The sequence below is a fragment of the Pelomicrobium sp. P1 genome (genome assembly GCF_052805615.1).
Genome location: NZ_JBRBEM010000002.1, coordinates 256,632 through 277,447 on the forward strand (window position 1 = coordinate 256,632; position 20,816 = coordinate 277,447).

Here is a 20,816-nt window from a genome sequence, read left to right on the forward strand (position 1 = left end):
CCGATGAAACTGTAAAGCCTTCGGTGACGCGAAAACCTCCTCGCCTTCAAAAGGGAAGCCGAGAAGGGGAGATAGGTGCATCGGGCACAAGAGCCGTAAAGCGGCAAACCTCGAAACCCATCCCCACCCTGACCCTCCCCTTGAAGGGGAGGGGACCCCATCCCCACCCCAGCCCGTCCACGGCCCGGCAGGCTCGTGTCCTCCTCCCCCTTCAAGGGGGAGGCCGGGAGGGGGATGGGTGCCTGTGGGCGCAGAGCAGTGCTCTGCGAAACCCCCGCTCCGCCCCCTTGAAGGGGAGGAAACGCGCTCCATGCGCCGCGGCGCCCGCCACTGGCGGCGCAGGAAGAAGTTAGAAAGTTCCTTCCCCTTCAAGGGGAAGGACAGGAAGGGGATGGGTGCAACGCCTGCAAGATGCGCTCGAGCACGGCCTCCGTCTCCTGCAGCACTTCGTTGTTCCAGAAGCGAAGCACTCGAAACCCTGCCGCTTCGAGCGCCGCGGTGCGTGCCGCATCCTGGGCGAGGGCCTGGGCGTGTTGCGATCCGTCCACTTCGACAATCAGTTTTTGCTCCAGGCACACGAAATCGAGGATGTAATTTTCGAATGGGTGCTGACGGCGGAACTTCACCCCCAGTTGTTCGCGCCGTATGCGATGCCAAAGCTTTCTTTCTGCGTCGGTCATGCTTCGGCGCAGCCGGACGGCGCTTTTGCGAGCAAGTGGACGTGTTTGGCCGTGCATAGGATTTCTCGTTACCCCATGAAACCCATCCCCACCCCAGCCCGTCCGCGGCCCGGCATGCCCCCGTCATCCTCTCCCCTCAAGGGGGAGTCCGGGAGGGGGATGGGTAGGAGAAACCGTCTCGGCTGGGACTTCTAAAGCGGGGTTAAGGTGCTCTTGAGCGCACCGTTCGTGGGATTTCGACCCTTCGGTGGATGGTGCGTTTCGCCTGCCTGCCGCGGCCCGTGGGGCGCAGGCAGGCTCCACTTAACGCACCCGACGGATTGCCCGAACCCATTCCAGTGTCCACGCGGCCACCTGATCCCGGTGGGCGGCGCTGGAGAAGGTATGGTCCGCCTCCGGCAGCTGCTTCCAGGCGACTCGACACGCGGCGAGCGCCGTGGTCCAACGCTTCGACACCCGCGCCACGTCCATGAATTCCTTGGCGGTGTAGTCGTTCCCGCTTAGCATGAAAAGCACCGGTCCCCGGAATCGAGCGAGACTGGCGGCCATACGGTCGGGAAGGCTCCCTGGGCCCGGAGCGGTAGCCAGGGATGATGCGCCATCTTCCCCGTCCTGCTCTTTGGGTCGCAGCGCTTTGCCCACGAGCCGGGCGAAGGCGCCGAGCGACTCCGTCGGGCGCCACTCTCCCCGGGCGAGCTTCATCCAGAAATCCCGATCCCAAAGCCGCCGGGCGTAGTAGTGCTTCAAGTAGGTGGCCGCAGCGGTCGCCTCGGTGCGCACCCAGGGATTCAACAGGACGAGCCCCGCCACCCGGGCGTCGCTGGGCGCGTACAGGCAGGCGACGGAGGCGGCGTCGCACAGTCCCCACAGCACCACTTGCTCCAGCCCGGGCAGCCGGTCCATGAAGGCGTCGATGGCGACGCCCACGTCGGGCAGCGCTTGCTCGAAGCCTTGCGCAGGCCCAGTGCTGTCTCCCATGCCCCGGTAGTCGAAGCGCATACAGGGCACACCGTGGGCGGCGAGCATGCGACTCAAAAGCAGGAACTGACGGTGGCTGCCTACCCGGTACTGGGGGCCACCCACGATCACGAGCACCCCGACCGGCGCCGGACGGGATGGCCGGGCGATGATTCCGAGCAGGGACTCGCCGCCGCAGGAGAAAAAAAAGGGCAGCTCTTCGACGGTCATGCCCCGCTTGCCCGCAATGCGCTGATCGTCGCCTCCACCAGGGCCGGGCACTCGCTCACCTCCACGGTTTGCCAGAAGGGCGGCCCCGCCACGGCGTGAGCCGCGACCCGCAGCCCCTCCTCTTGCCACCGGGCGATGCGCTGCCCCGCGGCGGGACTCAGGACTGGCGGAGTTGTTGCGGAAACCTCGAGCCAAACGATGCGCTTCACCTGCGCCCCGATCTCCAGGGTGGCGTGCTCAAGCCCCCGGGCAAGGGCAGGGGTAAGGGTGTAACCCGCCACTTCGACGGGCTGGTCTTCTTCAACAAGCTTGCGCCTCAAGTCGTCACGGCGGGAGGCCGACCCCGAGGCCAGCAGCGCGTTCGCGCTCTTGAGCCTCAAAAACTGGGCTAGGTGTTGGGCACCGCTCGCCACCGGCTGCCACAACAGCAAGCCGTTCACGCTTTCGATGCGGCGCGAGGCTTCCGCGGCCAAGAGGCATCCGGCCCGCAATCCCCACAGCCAGCCCACGGGCGATCCCTGCTCCCGCGCCAGCCAGTCTGCTGCCGCCCGGGCGTCTTCCAGCCAGCCGTCCCAGGTGGCCTCGCCGAAATCCCCCGGGCTGTCACCGCATCCCAGGAGATCCACCTGGAGCACCGCGAACCCCGCCGCCGCCAGGGCCTGGGCGCCGAGGGCCGCCATGCGGCGGCACTTGTTCATCTCCTCGGCGAAGGGATGCAGGTAGAGGACGACCCCCCGGGGGTTGCCAGCCGCGGGACGGTGCAGGAGGCAAAAGCGGGGCCCGGTGGCGAGGGGGGCGAACAGGCACCGGGAATCGATGGGGGACAAGCCTCAACCTTGGGCGAGCTTGCCTTCCACAAAGGCGGTGAGGCTCCCCACGGTGGCGAAGGTAGATCCGTCGATCTCGTCGTCGGCCACGACGAAGCCGAAGTGCTCCTCCAAGCTCGTGATCACCGCCACCACCGCCATGGAATCGAGTTCGGGGATGTTGCCCAAAAGCCGCGTGGACGCCGTGAAGCCCGCCGCGCGCCCCCGCAGGCTCAGCACCTGGTCGAGGATGTGGAGCACCTGGTGTTGAACGTCCGAGGTTGCGATGTCGGAAGGAGGCACGCTCATGAGCTTAAGCCCCGTGGCTGATTCGAGGAAATAGGAGGCGAAGGCACCCTTCGGAAGGCGTATTATAGGCGAGCTGGCGGGCTGTAAGCCTTATCCGGCAGGCCATGCGCCCAGGATTAATAAAATTTAAACTCGCCCTGGCAGGAAGCCTTCTATCATGGCGTCTGAACCCGTTGGAGCCCCTCGAGCCCTGTGACTGCGAGGCCGCATCCCTTGCCTTCCGCTTCCAAGGCCTTTCCCATTCCCAAACTGCCGGTGTTCGGCTGGCAGACCTTTGCCGGGGACAGCAGGGCCCCGCTGCCTACCCTGCTGGACCTGCCGGGCCTGGTCTTTACCACCAGCGGCCGGGCGGCCATCGGCCTCGCCCTCAAAGCCCTGGGCGTGGGCCCCGGCGACCGGGTCCTGCTGCCCACCTACCACTGCACCACCATGGTGGCGCCGGCGGTCGCCGCAGGGGCGCGGCCCGTGTACTACCCTATCACCAGCTCGGGAAGCGCGGACCTGGCGGCCCTCGAGGGCCTCGATACGGCCGGCGTGCGAGCCATGCTGGCGGTGCACTACTTCGGCTTTCCCCAGCCCCTCGGGGAAGTGCGGGCCTTCTGCGATCGCCGGGGCATCACCCTCATCGAAGATTGCGCCCACGCCCTTTTCGGTGAAACCGACGGGCGCACGGTGGGAAGTTGGGGGGATCTCGCCATCGCGAGCCTCACGAAGTTTTTTCCCGTGCCCGAAGGCGGCTGCCTCGTCTCCACCCGGCGCCCGCTGAACGGGGTGGGATTGAAGCGCCGCGAAGCGCTGGCCGAGGTGCGGAGTCTCGCCAACATGGTGGAGACGGGGGTGGATCATGACCGGCTGTGGGGACTCAACACGGTGCTCTCGATGGCCTTCGGGGTGAGAAACAGCTTCCTCCATCGCAGGCGGGCGGAGTCTTCCAACGGAGTCGATGCACCGCGTACCACCGAAAGCGAACTCTTGGCCCAATTCGACCAGCGGCTCGCCGACCACCGTCCCACCCGGGTCTGCCGTTGGCTCGCGCGCCGGGCGAGCCGCGAGCGCATCGTGACCAGGCGGCGGGAAAATTACGCCTATCTCGCCAGACGTTTCGAGCATTTTCCCGGCGCGCGGCCCTTGCTGCCCGAACTGCCGCCCACCGCCGTGCCCTACGTGTTCCCCCTGTGGGTGGAAAACCCCGACGGCCGTTACGCGCTCCTCAAGGCCGAGCGCTTCCCCGTGTTCCGTTGGGACTGGCTGTGGCCGGGCACGCCGGCCCTCCCCGGCGATCACGGGCTGCCGTGGTCGAGGCACGTGTTTCAGTTGCCGTGCCACCAGGATTTGTCCCGGGAGCATCTCGATGCGCTGGTCGATCGCCTGGGGCGGACCTTCGAGCGCGTGAAGCCTTGAAAAAAGTCTTGATGATCGCCTTCCACTTCCCGCCCTTGATGGGCTCGAGCGGGATCCATCGCACGTTGAATTTCGTGCGCTACCTGCCCAAGTTCGGCTGGTCCTCCCTGGTGTTGACGGCCCACCCCCGGGCCTACGAGACGGTGAGCGACGATCAGCTCGCGGCGGTTCCCCCGGACACCGTCGTCGAGCGGGCCTTCGCCCTCAACACCGCGCGGCACCTCTCCCTCCTGCGCCGCTATCCGGCGTTCCTCGCGCGGCCCGACCGGTGGGTGAGTTGGTGGCTGGGGGCGGTGCCGGCGGGACTGCGCCTCATCCGGCGCCACCGGCCGGACGTCATCTGGTCCACCTATCCCATCGCCACCGCCCACCTGATCGGCGCCACCCTGGCGAAGCTGACCGGCCTGCCCTGGGTGGCGGACTTCCGCGACCCGATGGCGCAGGACGGCTACCCCAGCGACCCGAAAACCTGGCAGAGCTTCAAGCGGGTAGAAGAACGCGTCTTCGACCGGGGGTCGGCCTTCGTCTTCGTCACCCCCGGCGCCGCCCGCATGTACCAGCAACGCTACCCGAGCATCGAGAGAAGCCGCGTGTTCGTGATCGAGAACGGCTACGACGAGGCCATCTTCGCGGCGGTGGAAGCGGAAACGGACCGGACGCAACCGCTCAATCCCGGCCGGGTCACTTTGCTGCACAGCGGGGTCATTTATCCTTCCGAGCGCAACCCCGATCCCCTGCTAGCCGCCCTCGGCGAACTCGTGGCCAGCGGCAAGATCGACGCGAACCGTTTCCGCCTGCGCTTCCGGGCGGCGGTGCACGAAGCGCTGCTGCGCCGGCTTGCGGCGAAATACTCCATCGAGCCCTGCGTCGAGCTTTTGCCTCCCGTGCCTTACCGGGAGGCCCTCGCCGAGATGCTGCGGGCGGACGCGCTCCTCATCCTGCAATCCCGGGGCTGCAACGACCAGATCCCGGCCAAGCTCTACGAATATCTCCGGTGCGCAAAGCCGGTGCTGGCCTTGACCGACCCCCAAGGAGACACGGCGAGCCTGATCCACCGCCACCGGGCTGGCCTGGTGGTCCCCATGGAGTCGAAGGAGGAAATTGCCCGGGCGCTGCCGGAGTTCCTCGCTCGGCTCGCCCGGGGAAGCCTCCCCGTGGCGGATCCCGGCAAGGTGAAAAACGCATCCCGCTTGGAGCGGACACGGGAGCTTGCCCAGGTGCTGGACGAAGTGGCGTCCGCGGCGGGTGCTCGCGCCCCGGCGGCCCAGGAAGCCCCGCCTCCGCGCCGGCCATGAACGAGACGTGTCTGCTGATGGAACGGGCTTTTCTTGCCCTGAGTTCTGGTAGGGCGCGCTTCAGCGCACCGTCGCAAAAGATCGGAAGGCATGGCGCGTTTCGTTGACTCAACGCCCTTGAGGGGCTTCGAGGTAGCTCTCATGGAGAGATGCATAATCGGCCTTACGCGCGATAGCGCAGTTGAGCTTGCCCTCTCCCCCAGCCCCTCTTCCCTGGGGAGAGGGGTGCGCGGCAGCGCAGAAGAGGGCTGCTTGGCATATCTCAAGGGATTGCGTAAGACTCTACAGGCAAGTCGAAAGACCGCCACGTGATGGAATGGAGTCTGTTGCCGGCGGACGGCTTTCCCAGCATCGCGAACGCCTGGGATCGTCTGAACGCGTTGAACCGTGCGGTGCCGTTCCTGGGCTCGGAATTCATCGCCCAGGCCCTCGCCCATTTCGGAACCGGCCGGGAGAGGATTGCCGTCTGCACGGCGCAAGGCGAGCCCGTCGCGATGGGGGTGCTAACCCGCCTGTCTGCGGGCATGTGGCGGACTTTCCAGCCCTCCCAGCTTCCCCTAGGCGCCTGGGTGGTGCACCCGAATGGGCGACTGGAGGCGTTGGCTGCGGAGCTGATCCGGTATCTCCCGGGTTCACCCCTGCTGCTCGGGATCACCCAGCAGGACCCTGACCTCGTCCCTCGACCGGAGGACTCGGAGCGCATGAGGACTCTGGACTACATCCAGACCGCCTGGGTGGACATCTCCGGCACCTTCGACGAGTACTGGGCGGCCCGGGGGAAAAACCTGCGTCACAACATGAGACGGCAGCGGGCAAAACTGGAGGCGGACGGAATCCAGGCCGTCCTCGAGGAGCTGACCCGAGCGGAAGAAGTGGCCGACGCGATCCGGGACTATGGACGGCTGGAAAGCGCCGGGTGGAAGGCGGCGAGCGGCACCGCCATTCACCCTGATAACGTGCAGGGGCGCTTCTACCGCGACATGCTGGAAGCCTATTGCCGGAACGGCGCCGGACGCATCTACCGCTACCGCTTCGACGACAAGGTGGTGGCGGTTGACCTGTGCATCGAAGGCGGCGCTACTCAGGTGGTGCTGAAGACGACCTACGATGAATCCTACAAGAATCTCTCCCCAGCGTTTCTGATGCGCCAAGAAGCCCTGCGTCGCCTGTTCGAATCAAAACGATTCAGGCGGGTAGAGTTCTATGGAAAATGCATGGAATGGCACACCCGTTGGACCGATCGGGTGCGCACTCTGTACCATATCAACGTCTACCGCTGGCCCCTGTTAAACCGGCTGCACGCCTGGTGGAGCGGCCGGCGGGACGCGCGGGAAGCCCAGGCGCCCGGCGCGGCGTGAGCGGGCTTTCCGCTGTCATGAGGGGGACAATTGGGAGACGGAACGTAGGAGGCATGGAAGCGAAGGGCAATGCACCACGCGGATTGCCGCGCGCCAAGGCGCACCCTACGACTCTGTGCCGGGATACATTAGGAATGCGACGTTGCCAGGCGGCTCAGCATAGCGCTGCGGATGCACCCCTCTCCTTCAAGGGGAGGGTCGGGGTGGGGATGGGTCTTAACGGTCACCGCCGAAATTCAACTCCGCGCCGTTCCTTAAACTTCGAAAAGCTCTCGGCATGAACCCCAACGCGCACACACCCGCGCTGAACGACGAAGAACTGCTGGCGGTCGCCCAGGAGGTGCTGCGCACGGAAGCCGAGGCCATCACCGCCCTGATCGGGCGCCTGGATGGGGGTTTCGTCGAGGCCGTGCGCATCATCCTGGTATCCAAGGGCCGAGTGGTGGTCACGGGCATGGGCAAATCCGGTCACATCGCCCGCAAGATCGCCGCCACAATGGCGAGCACTGGCACCCCGGCCTTTTTCGTCCATCCGGCGGAGGCGGGCCACGGGGACCTGGGCATGATCACCCCCGATGACGTGGTCATCGCCATCTCTAACTCGGGCGAAAGCAACGAGATCTTGCTCATCTTGCCCATGCTCAAGCGCCAGGGCGCCAAGCTCATCGCCATGACCGGCAATCCCCGCTCCAGCCTCGCCCGCCAGGCGGACGTGCACCTGGACGCGGCGGTCGATCGGGAGGCGGGCCCCCTGGGGCTTGCGCCCACCTCTAGCACCACGGCGGCCCTCGCCTTGGGCGACGCCCTGGCGCTTGCGCTGCTCAAGGCCCGGGGCTTCAGCGCCGAGGACTTCGCCCGCTCTCATCCCAGCGGCAGCCTCGGGCGGCGGTTGCTGGTGCGCGTCGCGGACGTGATGCATCAAGGCGAGCGGCTGCCCAAGGTGCCGCGGGACGCTCTGATCGTGCAGGCTTTGCTGGAGATGAGCGGCAAGGGCCTGGGTATGACAGCAGTGGTGGACGCGGACGACCGTCTGCTCGGGGTCTACACCGACGGCGACCTCCGCCGCACGTTGGAAAAACGCATCGACGTCCACACGACGAGGATCGACCAGGTCATGCATCCCCATCCCCACACCATCGGGCCCGAGCAGTTGGCCGCCGAAGCGGTCAAGTATATGGAGAAGTTCCGCATCAACGGCCTACTGGTGGTCGACGAAGACGGACGGCTCGTCGGCGCGTTCAACATGCATGACCTGTTCAAGGCGGGCGTGGTTTGATGCCAACGCGGGTTATAGGATCAACAGAGCGAGCCGAGCTCGCTTGTGTTACTGAAGGCCCTCTTTTTCTCGGCCGATAAAGTTTGGCACGGGCCGACAGGCCTGTATGGCGCAATCTCCGGGTGCACAATTCAACGTGATTACCACCATCATCCCATACTATCAGCGGAAGCCGGGCATACTGGGTCGAGCAGTTCGCTCAGTTATCAAGCAATCTCTACCTGAGCGGATCGACTTGATCATCGTGGACGATGAATCCCCTGTTCCTGCTGGAAACGAGCTCCAGGAGATCGACGTGCCAGACCGAATTTCTGTTCGCGTGATTCGCCAGCTCTGCGGTGGCCCAGGCGCAGCTAGGAATGCGGGCCTCGACAACACCTCTGAAGAAACCAGATATGTGGCATTCCTCGATTCCGACGACGAATGGACGGAGGATCATCTTGAGAATGCGGTGATCGCGTTAGACCACGGTTACGATTTCTATTTTGCGGATTTCTATCAGCTCCATCAGACAGTCAGCGCGTTTGCAAGAGCGGGCAGGATTGATGTGGCAAAACACGAGCGGGTGCGTGGGGCACAACATCTATTCGCCTACGCAGGAGACATGGTAAACCAGATCATTACTGGGAATATCATCGGCACCTCCACAGTGGTATTCAATTTCAGAAAGTTTCCAGAGATCCGGTTTCGTGAGCACCTTAGATTTGCCGGCGAGGACTACCTTTTCTGGATGGAGTTTGCGAGACGAGGTGCTAGATTCGTTTTTTCCTCGCGTCCGGAAGCCATTTACGGGGCCGGGGTAAACGTTTACTCAGGAGCGAGATTTGGCTCACTAGAGTTGCTTCGCCGAATCCAAAACGAGCTCGAATATCGCAAAGCTACCGATGAAGTTGTGGCTCTGACAGAGGCTCAAAAAAAATTCCTGAAAACAAAGATAGCCGAACTCCGGGAAAACTTTCTGAGAGCATTGTTCCAGTATGTAGTTGGTGCGAAAAAAGTACCTGCTTCATTGATCTTGCTGCAACTCAGGCAAGACCCGGCAACGATGTTTGCTCTGCCAAAGTTGATCGGGCGAGTTGCTACAAGGCTTTGGCGGCAAAAAGGATGAAACCCGCACCGCGCTCCTGGGTCCAGTCTGTGGGCAGGGAAATCATGGTCGAATCGAGCGGATTGCCGCCCTGGGTGCCACCGGAAGGCACGTTCGCTGATTTGCCTGCGACCAATACACCGGAGGAGGCCGCTCCGAAGTTTTATGCCAAGCGCAGGGTGCTAGACCCATTCATCCAATGGGGCGGCGGCGCCTACGCCCCGGAATGGGGACAGCTCGGAGCCATGCTTTACCACTCGAGCGGGCACTTGCCGAAAGGAACACCGGTTTTTCAGCCAGTGCTGTGTTTCGATTTCGATCGGTTAACTTGGTATTCGACCAACGAGCCTATTCGGCAAAACGTGGAAGGACAGCCGCTCGACCAAGATGGTAGGTTCGAAGATGGAACCTATTACACTCCGCATACGTATCTCGGCCTCCAGTATTTCCCCGTATCATGGGGTGCTACCGCGCCAAGAGGCGAACTACTGCAATTTTTCCATGCGGGCGGGCGGATTAGGAACAGGGTCTTGCGGTTCGATTTGAACCAGAAGAAATTGGGAGTCACGAAGTGGTTGACCATCGATTTCGACGGCCTCATGGGAACTTATCCTTCCACCGTGATGGATCGCAAACGCAAAGGTTGGTGGGTAGGCGCATGCTATGGCACCTTATGGCGGATGGCTTTCCTGAGCGCCGACGGTGAAATTACCTATCACGATATACCGAACAATCGCTCCACGAGCTGGTTAATCAATCCATTAGCGGATGTGATGATTGGCCTGAGCGACTGGGATGACGAAAACCCACGTACCCAGCAAGTCTACGTCGTCGATCTGGGCGCACCCAGCAGACGACGCAATAGAGTCTCCTTGAAGATTTCAGCAAGCACCCAGAAACCTTTTCCGATCAAAGGAACAAATCGGGCGGAATTGTTCAAGCTCGGAATGGTTTGGTCTGATCTGCTCAACTGTGGAGTGGGGTACGAGGGGGGCGGCAGCCTGATAGTTCACAAGCTGCTCATGCCAGACGATCCTTTTCACGGGCCATACGTATTGACCCATGAACAACTCGCACCGCACAGAAGTGCAGTCCCCGCCTTCAATGGGGTAAGGAACGGAACCTGGGGTCGCTTTCGCGAGGTGCCGGCATTGCGATCGTTTTTTTGGGCGGATTTACCCGGCGGTAACCCGCAACTCTTTCGGTTGAAAGGAATGGCTTAAAGCGCATGAGCCAAGACTTAATCTGACAAGGCGTGTCGGTTTTGATATGTTTGCAGCACCCTCAGTCGAAGGGCCGAAGGGCGCTGTGGAGAGGACCGACACGATGAACAAGCAACAGAAAGTGATTCGCTGCGAGGTGGGGCTGCTGGAGCAGGCGCAGCAGCTGGACAACGTCAGCCAGGCATGCCGCATGATGGGGTGCTTGCGAGACAGCATTTGCCGTTTCAAGGAGCTCTATGAGAGGGGGCCAAGCTAGCGCTGCAGGATATCAGCCGGCGAAAGCCCGTGATCAAGAGCCGGGTCGTCCCCGAGATCGCACAGGCGATTGTGGCGCTTGGCGCGCAAGCAGCCTGGCTGGGACAGGCGCGGGTATCGATGTACTGGCCAGGCGGGTGTGCGCTGTGTTTGGCTGCGTCATGATTTAGAGAAGGCCCGAAAGCGGCTGAAGGCGCTGGAAGCGAAGGTGGCGCAGGGGGGCTGGTGCTGACCGAAGCGCAGTTGCCTGCCATGGAGAAGGCAAAGGCCGAGAAGGAGGTGTACGCAGAGTTCGAGTCCGAGCGCCCGGGCTACTGCGGCGCTCAAGACACCTTCTACGTCGGAACGCTCAAGGGCGTAGGGCGGATCGACCAGCAGAACTTCGTGGACACCTGCGCAAAAGTGGCCTTCGCGAAGCTCTATGACCGGAAGACCCCGATCAGCGCGGCGGACTTGCTCAACGATCGGGTGCTGCCCTTCTACGAGGCGCAGGAGGTGCCGCTGCTGCGCGTTCTCACCGACCGGGGGACCGAGTACTGCGGCAACCCCGAGCGGCACGAGTACGAGCTCTACCTCGCGATCGAGGACATCGACCACAGTCGCACCAAGACCAAGAGCCCCGAGATCCGCGGCATCGTCGAGCGGCTGCATCGCACGATGCTCGATGAGTTCTACCGCGTGGCGTTCAGAAAGAAGATCTACCGCTCGATCGAAGAGCTGTAGCAGGACCTCGATGCGTGGCTAGAGAACTACAATTGGCGGCGCCCGCACCAGGGACGCTGGTGCTTCGGCAAGACGCCGATGCAGACATTCCTGGACGCACGCCCGATCGCACAGGAGAAACGCATGGCATCCTAACAAAGACCACCTCACACAACACCGGGACACCGACTATCAAACGAAATCCTAGCTAATACGGATCAAAAGTGAGGGCTTTGTTTGTATCACGCCATTTTCCGAATCCGCCAGAACAGGCAACTTATGGCGTCTTTCAGCGATTGCGGATGTTTCTTGAGGCGGCAGCCGGTCTATGTGAGCGTCTCGACGTCCTTTTTTTTGCGCCACCAAGCTTCGAAATCAACAGAAGGAGCATTGCAGCCTGGCAAGATCTTCTACGGGTCGACTGGGCACTAGACATCAATCTTTTTCTCTCGCACCTTGATTATCTTGAACAGCCTACCACAGGCGCGCTCAGGTATTACTTGACTGGAACGCTGGATTACTGCAATCAACACCCATATCGACAAGCTGCAGGGACCAAACAAGCTCATGCTCTTCTTGAGAGACTTCAGGATCAGCCTGATTTTATTTTTTTACACAAGCTCTCTGTGACCTGCGCTTGCCGGCATCTGAGAAAGAGATTGCCGCCGCTCTTTATTGATCTTGATGACCTGGATTACCTTGCGCTTTTGCGACGGCTTAGGCAAATGGCGGCCTGGCCCGGAGAGAGACTCAAGCTCGCTCAGGTGCCTGCCTTGGCCTTCGGAACAAGGAAGGCTATAGCTGCTGCTCGAAAGGCTTTCGTCTGCTCGCAACTAGACAAAAAGCGATTGTCCAGATTCTGTCGTCCTGAGAGTATTTCTGTCATACCCAATGCCGTGCCATTGCACGAAGCAGTGGCTACACTCCAAGGCACCAAGACCATCTTGTTCATTGGATCATACGGATACCCACCCAACGCCGATGCCGCTGAGTTTCTCATAAAGCAGATATGGCCAAGAATTCAGCGCCACTGCCCAGAAGCCAAACTCATCATTGCCGGACCAGAACCGGAAAAAATCCCTAGCTTTCAAGAATCGCCGCAGAGCGTGGAATTCACCGGCTTTGTGCGCCGACTAGACGAGCTTTATAAAACCGTTAGCGTATTATGCTGTCCGATCAGGGCTGGAAGCGGAACGCGGCTCAAAATAATTGAGGCCGCCTCCTACGGGGTCCCGGTGGTCTCAACGACGCTCGGAGCCGAAGGGTTGGAATTCCGGAATCGTGAGGAGATCTATTTATCCGATGACCCAGAAGAAATGGCGGGCCTGTGTGCTTTTCTGTTGAACAATGTCGCTGCAAGACAGGCGGTGGGTAGTGCAGCAAGAACCGCCTTCGTTAGGCACTACGAAAGGAAGGCGGTTATACGACGCATTCAGGACGAGCTAACGGCAGCTCTTAGCCGCCGTGGTTAGACTTTCCTAACGGCAATGAGTGGATTGCCTTGAGCGGCACCCGCAGAGCCCTTTTTCTCTCCTTCGCCCAGCGCTACGTGGGGCTGATGATCTACCTCGTCAGCACCATGATCCTGGCGCGGCTGCTCACACCCGAAGAGATCGGGATTTTCTCCCTCTGCGCCGCCTTCACAGCGATTGCCGGGACTCTGCGCGACTTCGGCGTGAGCGAATACATCATCCAGGAGCGGGAACTGACCCGAGATCGGCTCAAGGCAGCCTACGGGCTCGCGATCGTAACATCGTGGTCAATCGCGGCGGTTGTCTTTCTATCACGCTGGCCCTTGGCCGAATACTACGACGAGCCTGGATTGCGAGCGGTGCTAGCGATATTGACCTTGAATTTCTTGCTTCTGCCTCTGGCGTTTCCCGCTTACGCCGTTCTTACTCGGGAAATGAAATTTGCCGCTATATTTGTCATTCAGACCGCTGCAGCGCTCACGCAAGCGGCGACGGCGATTGCGCTCGCATGGCAGGGCTTCAGCTACCTGAGCCTCGCCTGGGCTGGAGTTGCGGCCAATGTCGTGCAGATCCTCGGCACAGGTTATTTTCGTCCGCGAGAAGCCTGGCTGCTGCCCGGATTCAGAGAGTGGAGGCGTGTCTGGGACTACGGCTCCCGCGTGAGTGGCGCGACCCTGCTGCAAGAGGTGTCTAGAAACGCCTACGAATTCATCATCGCCAAGCAGCTCGGCTTCGCTTCGTTGGGTCTTTACAACCGCGCCGTCGGCCTGATGAGCCAGTTCCACCAGAACATCACTTCGGCCATCATCCGGGTCGCCCATCCCAGCTTCGCGGCAGCAAATCGGGCCGGCCGGGACATTGTTCCAGAATATACCCGGGCGCTTGCCTATTTCACGGGGGTTGCCTGGCCGTTTTTTGCTTTCGCTGCGGTGATGTCGCGCGAGATCATCGAAGTCTTGTTCGGCCATCAGTGGCTGGAGGCGGCTCCTCTAGCGAGGATTCTCGCGGTCAGCTCGATGATTTATTGCACCTGGGCCTTTGCGCCCACGTTGCTTGGGGCTCTTGGGCAAGCGCGGCGCAAGTTGCGTGTTCAGCTCTTTTTGACGCCTTTGACCATAGGCATTGCGCTGCTTGCCTCGTTACATTCTTTAACGGCGGTTGCCTACGGCGCTGCGCTCGGTTCCGCGATGGCGTTCGTGCTGTACGGTGAGCAGTTAAAGCAGGTCATCGGCTTAAAAGCGATGCGCGCCCTTCGCGCCTGTGGCGTAAGCGCTAAAGTTGCGCTCCTTTGCTTGGGAATTTCGGTGGCGGCGCACGCACTGATAGCGGCTGAGGCCACCAACCCCTTGCTGCAATTATTTTGGGTTGGAACTTGGGCAGCGATTGCCTGGATTGTAGGAATTCTGATATTTGGCCACCCGCTGCAGGCCGAATTGTCGAACGCATGGTCAAACATCAAACGCCATCGTTCGTTGGGCATCGGCAGGGATCCGCTAGACAGGTAATGCGCGTAATTACAACGCTTAGAAATGCGTGGCCGGAACACGTCTCAATCACAGGTTCGGTCAAGCATGCCTTACTGGGCTTGCTCGTGTTTATATCGGCGTCGGTCAGGCAGTTGTACCGCCTCGTTGACAAGCATCCTGGCATCATTATTCTCTCTCCCGCCGATCCCGGAAGCCTAGGGGATGAGGCGATGATGATCGTGGCTGCGGAGCGCCTTCGCTCGATCGGTTATGCCAAAATAGCCGTCATCTATCACACGCGCCGGAATCAGCGATATCCGGTAGGCGAGCACAAGAGCATCGTCCTGAGCAGGTTTTTCTCCTGGGGATCATGGAGCGACAAGTGTCGCTTCCTATGGATGAGCACGAGTTTCGAATCGTTCGTTTGCCTTGGCGCGGATGTGTTGGATGGAGGATACAGCGTTGAGGGTTCCGTAAGAAGGCTAGAGCTTGTTCGCTTGGTAGCGAGGGCTGGAATGAGTACACGGGTGGTGGGGTTCAGCTTAAACGTAGCTTTAGACATCGCCGTTATCCAAGCCATACGTGCCTTGCCGCCATCCGTTCTTTTCTTTCCGCGTGATCCCTTGTCGTTGCAAAGACTTCGCTCGTTCGCTGGCGTTCCTGGTGAATTATCCGCCGATCTGGCATTCTTGCTCCAGCCAAGGAGCACGCCGGCTTCCAGAGCCGTTACCGCTTGGATCGAAGAACGGAGGGCAGTTGGGCAAATTCCCATCGGGATCAACGCGAACTATCTGTTGGTCAAAGATCATCACGATGACCCTTATAGCGCGTTTTTGGAATTGATAGGTTTTAATGTAGCGTTGATTGAATCTCTACGCGCCGCAAATCCTCGATATTGTTTCATCCTTATTCCCCATGACTATCGGGGTCCTTGGAGCGACGATCGTCTTGCACAGCTCATCCATGAGAAGCTTGCCAATGTGACACGAGATTACGTCTTGACGGTCGCGAATAAGCTGTCAGCCGCGGAAGTCAAGGCCATCTGCGCACGCCTAGAGTTCCTCGTCACCGGGAGGATGCACCTCGCGATTGCCGCCCTAGGTATGGGAATTCCTGCCGCATGCTTTTCTTACCAAGGGAAAGTACAGGGCCTATTCGAGCATTTTGGAATAGGCGAGCTTGCACTTGAGTTACCAGCCACCCTGACTGCCGAACGGAGTACCGAGCAAGTATGGACTCATATAGAAAACAGGGTTGCGATCAAGCGATGTATTCAGGATCGTTTAAACACGGTGTTATTCTTGGCGTCAAAGAACTTGGCAGGCCTACCATCGCATCCTAGGCGGGGAAAACGACAGACGACGACTTTTTAATGCCGCACTTTTTCCGCTTTGTTGGAATTTCGGACCACTTCGTGAGATGTCGAAAATCGTGAGAGGAGGAGCGACTGTACGCACGGCTTCGAGGGCAGAAGGCATTTGGGCATGCCAGCGAGCATGCTGAAAGTTTGCGAGCGAACAGCGCATGCTTGGTGGGGTCTCATCCTCGCAGCGTATGCCCAGAAAGGGAGAGGGCGCTAAAAGACGTCACTTTGGCAAGACCTTTTGGAGCAGCGCCCAACGCGTTCGCGCGCTCGTCGGACCGATCGGCAACAGCGCTTTATAAAAGTCTTTAACAATCCCAGCGGATCAAGGAACAAGACCGCAACGCGCTTCTTTCACTATCATCATGCTGGCGGTCGAGTAAAATTCCTGAGAAGCGCTGTCAAAATAACCCATGAAATCAACGACTCTCCTGCATGATCTTCCGACAGCGTCGGCCGAAGGCATCCCTTCGAGCCGGGCCTTGACCTACGCCGAGGCGTCGCTTTCCTATAGCGAGCTTGCCGCACAGATCGACGCTTTTTGCAGCGGCCTTTTGGCGCTTTCGTTGGCCCGCGCCGAACGGGTGGCCGTCTACCTGGAAAAGCGCTTTGAGACCGTCATCGCCATCTTCGGCACCTCCGCGGCCGGCGGGGTTTTCGTGCCGATCAACCCGCTGCTCAAGGCGGAGCAGGTCGCCTATATCCTGAAGGATTGCAACGTCCGCGTGCTGGTCACGTCAGGTGAGCGCCTGGAGACCCTCACCGGCGTGCTAGTCGAGTGCCCCGACCTGCGGCACGTGGTCGTCGTAGGGGCAGATGGTCGTCAATCGATTGCCCGCGGCGCGTTGAAAGGCCTGTCGGTCCACGCCTGGAACGAGCTGCTCGCGTCGCCGCCCCGGCCCGGCCACCGGGTGATCGACACCGACATGGCGGCGATCCTTTACACCTCCGGCAGCACCGGCCGCCCGAAAGGCGTGGTGCTGTCCCACCGCAACCTGGTGGCGGGGGCGAAGAGCGTCGCCCAGTATCTGGAAAACGGCCCGGAGGACGCGATCCTGGCCGCGCTCCCCCTCTCCTTCGACGCGGGCTTCAGCCAGCTTACCACCGCGTTTCACGTGGGCGCCCGGGTCGTGCTGCTCAATTACCTTTTGCCCCAGGACGTGGTCAAGGCCCTTGCCAGGGAGAGGGTCACGGGCCTGACCGCCGTGCCGCCCCTGTGGATCCAGTTGACCCAGGTGGCCTGGCCCCAGCCCATCGCCGGACACTTGCGCTACATCGCCAATACCGGCGGCCGGATGCCTTTGGAGACGTTGAAGGCGCTCCGGGCGCGGCTGCCCGGGACCAAGGTTTACCTGATGTACGGGCTGACCGAAGCCTTCCGCTCCACCTATCTGCCCCCGGAGGAAGTGGACCGCCGGCCGGACTCCATCGGCAAAGCGATCCCCAACGCCGAGATCCTGGTGTTGCGGGAGGACGGGACCCCCTGCGGCCCCAACGAACCCGGGGAGTTGGTGCACCGGGGGGCGCTGGTGGCCATGGGCTACTGGAACGACCCCGAGAAAACCGCCGAGCGGTTCAAGCCGTTGCCCGGGCGGGAGGCGGGCCTCGTGCTGCCCGAGATCGCCGTCTTTTCCGGGGATACCGTGCGCATGGACGAGGAAGGCTTTCTCTACTTCATCGGTCGCCGGGACGAGATGATCAAGACCTCCGGCTACCGGGTGAGTCCCACGGAGATCGAAGAGGTGCTCTACAGCACCCAGCTCGTGGCGGAGGCGGCGGCGTTCGGAGTGGAGCACCCAACGCTGGGGCAGGCCATCGTGGCGGTGGTCGTGCCCAAGGATGGGCACGATCCCACGGCGGAGGCGATCATCGCCGAATGCCGGGAACGGCTTCCCGCCTACATGGTGCCCGCCCACGTGGAGCTTCGGCGGAGGGCGCTGCCGCGCAATCCCAACGGCAAGATCGACCGCAAGGGCCTGGCTCAGGAATTCGCGGGGATGTTTCGAGCTTCTTTTACATAGACCTATCTCAAAATCGGCTAGGCGGCGTTGTGCGCAGCCGAAACGCACTGCGCATCCAGAGGCGCCGCGACGGTGCGCTGAAGCGCCCTTCCGCGCCGGCGATTTTGAGACAGGTTCTAAGGGGCTTCTTCAAGTCACCACCGCCACGCCGGCGGAGCGGCAGGCCGCGGCCAGCTTCCGATCGAGGGTGGCGAGCGGAAGCTGCATGCGCAGCGCAAGCTCCAGGTAAGCGGCGTCATAGGCCGAAATCCCGTGGCGGTGGGCCAAATCCAATATCTGGAGCGCTTGATTGGAAGTATTAGGATCGACCTCGATGGGAAGCGCCCCAAGATCGGCGAAAATGCGCCGCCAGTCATCTTCCGCGAGTCGTCCCCGGCGCGTTGCCACGAGCAGAACGTTGGCCACCTCGATGGGCCACAGCTCGGGCACGACCGCCAGCTCGGTCACGAGAGCATCGCGCAGGGCCTCAGTCCTGTCGGTGGCCTCGTCCCGGAACACCCAGGCCATGGTCACCGAACAGTCCAGCACGAAGGGCACTATTTACGACCTTCCTCGATCATGTCGCGCACGGAAAGGCCGCCCAGGTCATGGGCCGCCTGGAATGCCTTAAGATCCTCGATAGCCTTGCGGATGCGCTGGGGATCGCGTTTGCTCACGGGGGCCAGCTCCGCCACCGGACGACCGTGCTTGGTGATCAGGAAACGCTCCCCCTTTTCCACCCGCTCCAGCAATTTGGGAAGATGGGTCTTCGCCTCGTAAGCGCCGATTTCACGCATGTTGATGTGCCCATATCAGACTAGTGTTAGACTAGTCTATTTATGTTAATAAGTGCCTGTCAATAAGAGCATAAAGGCAACCAATGAGCGCCCTTGAGCACGCTTTCGTCTGCCCCTTCCCCGTCATCGACGATTGCCTCCAGGTGGGCGGCATGCCCCTTACCCGGCTTGCCGAGCGGGTGGGCCGCACCCCTTTCTACGCCTACGACCGCGGCCTCATCGGCGAGCGGGTGGCGCTCCTCAAGCGCCACTTGCCGGAAGCGGTGAGACTTCACTACGCCGTCAAAGCGAATCCCATGCCGGCGCTGGTGGCCCATATGGCCGGGCGGGTGGACGGGCTCGATGTGGCTTCCGCGGGGGAGCTTCGCGTGGCGCTGGATAGCGGCATGGCGCCCGCCGAGATCAGCTTCGCCGGCCCAGGAAAACGGGACGAGGAGCTGCGCCAGGCGGTCGCGGCCGGCATCTTGGTGAACGTGGAGTCCTTCCGGGAGGCCCGGGCGCTTGCCCGGATTTCGGCGGAACTGGGACTCCCTGCCCGGGTGGCGGTGCGGGTGAATCCGGATTTCGAGCTCAAGTCGTCCGGAGCCAAAATGGGGGGTGGCCCCAAGCCCTTCGGCGTCGACGCGGAGAAGGTGCCGGAGTTGCTCCACGAGATGGGCGCGCTGGGCCTCGCTTTCGAAGGATTCCACATCTTCGCCGGCTCCCAGAACTTAAAGGCCGAGGCCATCGTCGAGACCCAGGTGAAATCCTACGAGCTGGCCGTCAGCCTCTCCCGGGAAGCGCCTGCGCCGGTCAAAGTGGTCAACATCGGCGGCGGGTTCGGGATTCCCTACTTCCCGGGGGAGCAGCCCTTGGATCTCGCCCCCATCGGGCGAAACCTCGCCGGGCTGACCGAGCGCGTGCGGCGCGATTTGCCGGGCGCCCACCTGGTGCTGGAGCTGGGGCGCTACCTGGTAGGCGAGGCGGGGATCTACGTGTGCCGGGTGATCGACCGGAAAGAGTCCCGGGGGCACGTGTTCCTGGTGACCGACGGTGGACTGCATCACCATCTTTCCGCCTCCGGCAACTTCGGGCAGGTGATCCGCAAGAACTACCCGGTGGTGGTGGGGAACCGGGTCCGGGGAGAACGGCGAGAGGTGGTCTCCGTGGTGGGACCGCTGTGCACGCCGCTGGACCTGCTGGCGGACCGCATGGAGCTGGCCGAAGCTCACCTCGGGGATTTGATCGTCATTTTCCAGTCGGGCGCCTACGGGCTCACGGCAAGCCCGACGGCTTTCCTGAGCCATCCGGCGCCTTTGGAAGTTCTAATCTGAAAGGAAAGTCGCTGTGCCGGAAGTCAGCGTTATTGTCCCCACGTTCAATAGTGAGCGCTTCATTGCTCAGACCATTGGCAGCGTCTTTGCCCAGACCTTCAGGGGCTTCGAGATATTGGTGGTCGATGACGGGTCGATCGATGGGACGATAGCGGCGATACCCAAAAATGATCCGCGCGTTCGCATTTTTCGGCAAGAGAACGCCGGCGTGGCGGCAGCCCGTAATACGGGGATCAAGAACGCAAAGGGCCGCTACATCGCTTTTCTGGATCACGATGACTTCTGGCATCCCCAAAAGCTGGCAGCGCAGCTTGAGTCCTTTCGAAGGCGTCCAGAAATTGGCGTCGTGTACGGCTAATTCAAAAATTGGGTTGATGGCACCGAAGCGTGCTTCCCCGAGCGCACGCTTGATCCAGACGATGTCGTGGAGACGCTTTCGGGCTGGATCTACCATCAACTCCTGCTGACTAACTGGGTGCTTCTGACCACAGCAATGTTCCGTGCTGAGGTCATACACAAGACTGGCTTTTTCGATGAGTCTCTCCCGCCGGCAGATGACTGGGATTATGTGATTCGCGCTTCAAGACGCTACAAGTTTTGCAAACTCAGGCAGGTGATAGCGCTTTATAGAGTGCATCACGGGCAAGCTTCACGAAGAGTATCTAGCAAGGATCACGCATCTGCGCTGCGGAAATCCGCCATTCGCAGATTTGGTTATGAGGGACGCGATGGGGCGAAACCAAACCCGATAGAATTCAGGCGTCGGTGTTTTCAGAGTCATTTTAGCTTCGGTCTTGCTCAGTACCGAGAGGGAAATAGGGCATT

Annotated in this window: 18 protein-coding genes and 1 pseudogene; 13 read left to right on the forward strand and 6 right to left on the reverse strand. The window is 61.3% G+C overall.

The features are described from left to right. Positions 1 to 368 precede the first annotated feature (368 nt). From ACUVYZ_RS03365 to ACUVYZ_RS03380, 4 genes are all read right to left on the reverse strand, one after another. On the reverse strand, positions 369 to 680 hold the full coding sequence (locus tag ACUVYZ_RS03365) for an endonuclease domain-containing protein (RefSeq protein WP_439933025.1): 312 nt from the start codon (positions 678 to 680) through the stop codon (positions 369 to 371). Between the two features lie 303 nt (positions 681 to 983). Further along, a complete protein-coding gene (locus tag ACUVYZ_RS03370) occupies positions 984 to 1,868 on the reverse strand; it encodes a hydrolase 1, exosortase A system-associated (protein ID WP_439933026.1) in 885 nt (294 codons plus the stop codon). Beyond that, positions 1,865 to 2,695: a hydrolase 2, exosortase A system-associated gene (locus tag ACUVYZ_RS03375; protein ID WP_439933027.1), complete on the reverse strand. Its 831-nt coding sequence runs from the start codon at positions 2,693 to 2,695 to the stop codon at positions 1,865 to 1,867. The genes ACUVYZ_RS03370 and ACUVYZ_RS03375 overlap by 4 nt, the downstream gene beginning before the upstream one ends. Positions 2,696 to 2,698: 3 nt before the next feature. Further along, positions 2,699 to 2,983 carry a phosphopantetheine-binding protein gene (locus tag ACUVYZ_RS03380; protein WP_439933028.1) on the reverse strand — a complete coding sequence of 95 codons (285 nt, stop codon included), beginning with the start codon at positions 2,981 to 2,983 and terminating at the stop codon, positions 2,699 to 2,701. A gap of 213 nt (positions 2,984 to 3,196) precedes the next feature. On the opposite strand from ACUVYZ_RS03380, the gene ACUVYZ_RS03385 reads away from it, so the two are divergent. The 11 genes and pseudogenes from ACUVYZ_RS03385 to ACUVYZ_RS03435 all read left to right on the forward strand — a co-directional run bounded on the left by ACUVYZ_RS03385 (position 3,197) and on the right by ACUVYZ_RS03435 (position 17,902). Continuing rightward, the gene (locus tag ACUVYZ_RS03385; RefSeq protein ID WP_439933029.1) at positions 3,197 to 4,384 is read left to right on the forward strand and encodes a DegT/DnrJ/EryC1/StrS family aminotransferase; all 1,188 of its coding nucleotides are present in this window, start codon (positions 3,197 to 3,199) and stop codon (positions 4,382 to 4,384) included. Beyond that, on the forward strand, positions 4,381 to 5,679 hold the full coding sequence (locus tag ACUVYZ_RS03390; protein ID WP_439933030.1) for a glycosyltransferase: 1,299 nt from the start codon (positions 4,381 to 4,383) through the stop codon (positions 5,677 to 5,679). The genes ACUVYZ_RS03385 and ACUVYZ_RS03390 overlap by 4 nt, the downstream gene beginning before the upstream one ends. A 311-nt stretch (positions 5,680 to 5,990) precedes the next feature. Next, entirely contained in the window at positions 5,991 to 7,037 is a 1,047-nt protein-coding gene (locus ACUVYZ_RS03395; RefSeq protein WP_439933031.1) for a GNAT family N-acetyltransferase, read from the forward strand. A gap of 277 nt (positions 7,038 to 7,314) precedes the next feature. Then, a complete protein-coding gene (locus ACUVYZ_RS03400) occupies positions 7,315 to 8,313 on the forward strand; it encodes a KpsF/GutQ family sugar-phosphate isomerase (protein ID WP_439933032.1) in 999 nt (332 codons plus the stop codon). A gap of 106 nt (positions 8,314 to 8,419) precedes the next feature. Then, positions 8,420 to 9,421 (forward strand): glycosyltransferase family A protein, encoded by a 1,002-nt coding sequence (locus ACUVYZ_RS03405; RefSeq protein ID WP_446033026.1) that lies wholly within the window; start codon positions 8,420 to 8,422, stop codon positions 9,419 to 9,421. A 44-nt stretch (positions 9,422 to 9,465) separates the two neighbouring features. Then, positions 9,466 to 10,623: a hypothetical protein gene (locus ACUVYZ_RS03410; protein WP_439933034.1), complete on the forward strand. Its 1,158-nt coding sequence runs from the start codon at positions 9,466 to 9,468 to the stop codon at positions 10,621 to 10,623. A gap of 103 nt (positions 10,624 to 10,726) precedes the next feature. Beyond that, positions 10,727 to 11,736, forward strand: a pseudogene (locus tag ACUVYZ_RS03415) (integrase core domain-containing protein). 68 nt (positions 11,737 to 11,804) lie between these two features. Continuing rightward, on the forward strand, positions 11,805 to 13,052 hold the full coding sequence (locus tag ACUVYZ_RS03420; RefSeq protein ID WP_439933035.1) for a glycosyltransferase family 4 protein: 1,248 nt from the start codon (positions 11,805 to 11,807) through the stop codon (positions 13,050 to 13,052). Positions 13,053 to 13,081: 29 nt separating this feature from the next. Beyond that, entirely contained in the window at positions 13,082 to 14,557 is a 1,476-nt protein-coding gene (locus ACUVYZ_RS03425; RefSeq protein ID WP_439933036.1) for a lipopolysaccharide biosynthesis protein, read from the forward strand. Continuing rightward, positions 14,557 to 15,891 carry a polysaccharide pyruvyl transferase family protein gene (locus ACUVYZ_RS03430; protein ID WP_439933037.1) on the forward strand — a complete coding sequence of 445 codons (1,335 nt, stop codon included), beginning with the start codon at positions 14,557 to 14,559 and terminating at the stop codon, positions 15,889 to 15,891. Before ACUVYZ_RS03425 ends, ACUVYZ_RS03430 begins: the two co-directional genes overlap by 1 nt. Positions 15,892 to 16,294: 403 nt before the next feature. Next, positions 16,295 to 17,902: an acyl-CoA ligase (AMP-forming), exosortase A system-associated gene (locus tag ACUVYZ_RS03435; protein WP_439933038.1), complete on the forward strand. Its 1,608-nt coding sequence runs from the start codon at positions 16,295 to 16,297 to the stop codon at positions 17,900 to 17,902. Between the two features lie 129 nt (positions 17,903 to 18,031). Here ACUVYZ_RS03435 and ACUVYZ_RS03440 read toward each other — a convergent pair whose 3' ends face one another. Beyond that, complete coding sequence (locus ACUVYZ_RS03440; protein ID WP_439933039.1) at positions 18,032 to 18,439, reverse strand: type II toxin-antitoxin system VapC family toxin; 408 nt, start codon at positions 18,437 to 18,439, stop codon at positions 18,032 to 18,034. Then, on the reverse strand, positions 18,439 to 18,678 hold the full coding sequence (locus ACUVYZ_RS03445) for a type II toxin-antitoxin system Phd/YefM family antitoxin (RefSeq protein WP_439933040.1): 240 nt from the start codon (positions 18,676 to 18,678) through the stop codon (positions 18,439 to 18,441). The genes ACUVYZ_RS03440 and ACUVYZ_RS03445 overlap by 1 nt, the downstream gene beginning before the upstream one ends. 83 nt (positions 18,679 to 18,761) lie before the next feature. Between ACUVYZ_RS03445 and ACUVYZ_RS03450 the strand changes: the two genes are divergently transcribed. Continuing rightward, positions 18,762 to 19,991 carry a pyridoxal-dependent decarboxylase, exosortase A system-associated gene (locus tag ACUVYZ_RS03450; RefSeq protein WP_439933041.1) on the forward strand — a complete coding sequence of 410 codons (1,230 nt, stop codon included), beginning with the start codon at positions 18,762 to 18,764 and terminating at the stop codon, positions 19,989 to 19,991. Between the two features lie 13 nt (positions 19,992 to 20,004). Beyond that, positions 20,005 to 20,349 carry a glycosyltransferase family 2 protein gene (locus ACUVYZ_RS03455; RefSeq protein WP_439933042.1) on the forward strand — a complete coding sequence of 115 codons (345 nt, stop codon included), beginning with the start codon at positions 20,005 to 20,007 and terminating at the stop codon, positions 20,347 to 20,349. Positions 20,350 to 20,816 lie beyond the last annotated feature (467 nt).

Bases quoted from the DNA above. Each gene is read 5' to 3' on its own strand.
- ACUVYZ_RS03365 (WP_439933025.1), bottom strand. From the start codon at position 680: ATGACCGACGCAGAAAGAAAGCTTTGGCATCGCATACGGCGCGAACAA.
- ACUVYZ_RS03370 (WP_439933026.1), bottom strand. From the start codon at position 1,868: ATGACCGTCGAAGAGCTGCCCTTTTTTTTCTCCTGCGGCGGCGAGTCC.
- ACUVYZ_RS03380 (WP_439933028.1), bottom strand. From the start codon at position 2,983: ATGAGCGTGCCTCCTTCCGACATCGCAACCTCGGACGTTCAACACCAG.
- ACUVYZ_RS03395 (WP_439933031.1), top strand. From the start codon at position 5,991: ATGGAATGGAGTCTGTTGCCGGCGGACGGCTTTCCCAGCATCGCGAAC.
- ACUVYZ_RS03400 (WP_439933032.1), top strand. From the start codon at position 7,315: ATGAACCCCAACGCGCACACACCCGCGCTGAACGACGAAGAACTGCTG.
- ACUVYZ_RS03405 (WP_446033026.1), top strand. From the start codon at position 8,420: ATGGCGCAATCTCCGGGTGCACAATTCAACGTGATTACCACCATCATC.
- ACUVYZ_RS03410 (WP_439933034.1), top strand. From the start codon at position 9,466: ATGGTCGAATCGAGCGGATTGCCGCCCTGGGTGCCACCGGAAGGCACG.
- ACUVYZ_RS03430 (WP_439933037.1), top strand. From the start codon at position 14,557: ATGCGCGTAATTACAACGCTTAGAAATGCGTGGCCGGAACACGTCTCA.
- ACUVYZ_RS03435 (WP_439933038.1), top strand. From the start codon at position 16,295: ATGAAATCAACGACTCTCCTGCATGATCTTCCGACAGCGTCGGCCGAA.
- ACUVYZ_RS03445 (WP_439933040.1), bottom strand. From the start codon at position 18,678: ATGCGTGAAATCGGCGCTTACGAGGCGAAGACCCATCTTCCCAAATTG.
- ACUVYZ_RS03450 (WP_439933041.1), top strand. From the start codon at position 18,762: ATGAGCGCCCTTGAGCACGCTTTCGTCTGCCCCTTCCCCGTCATCGAC.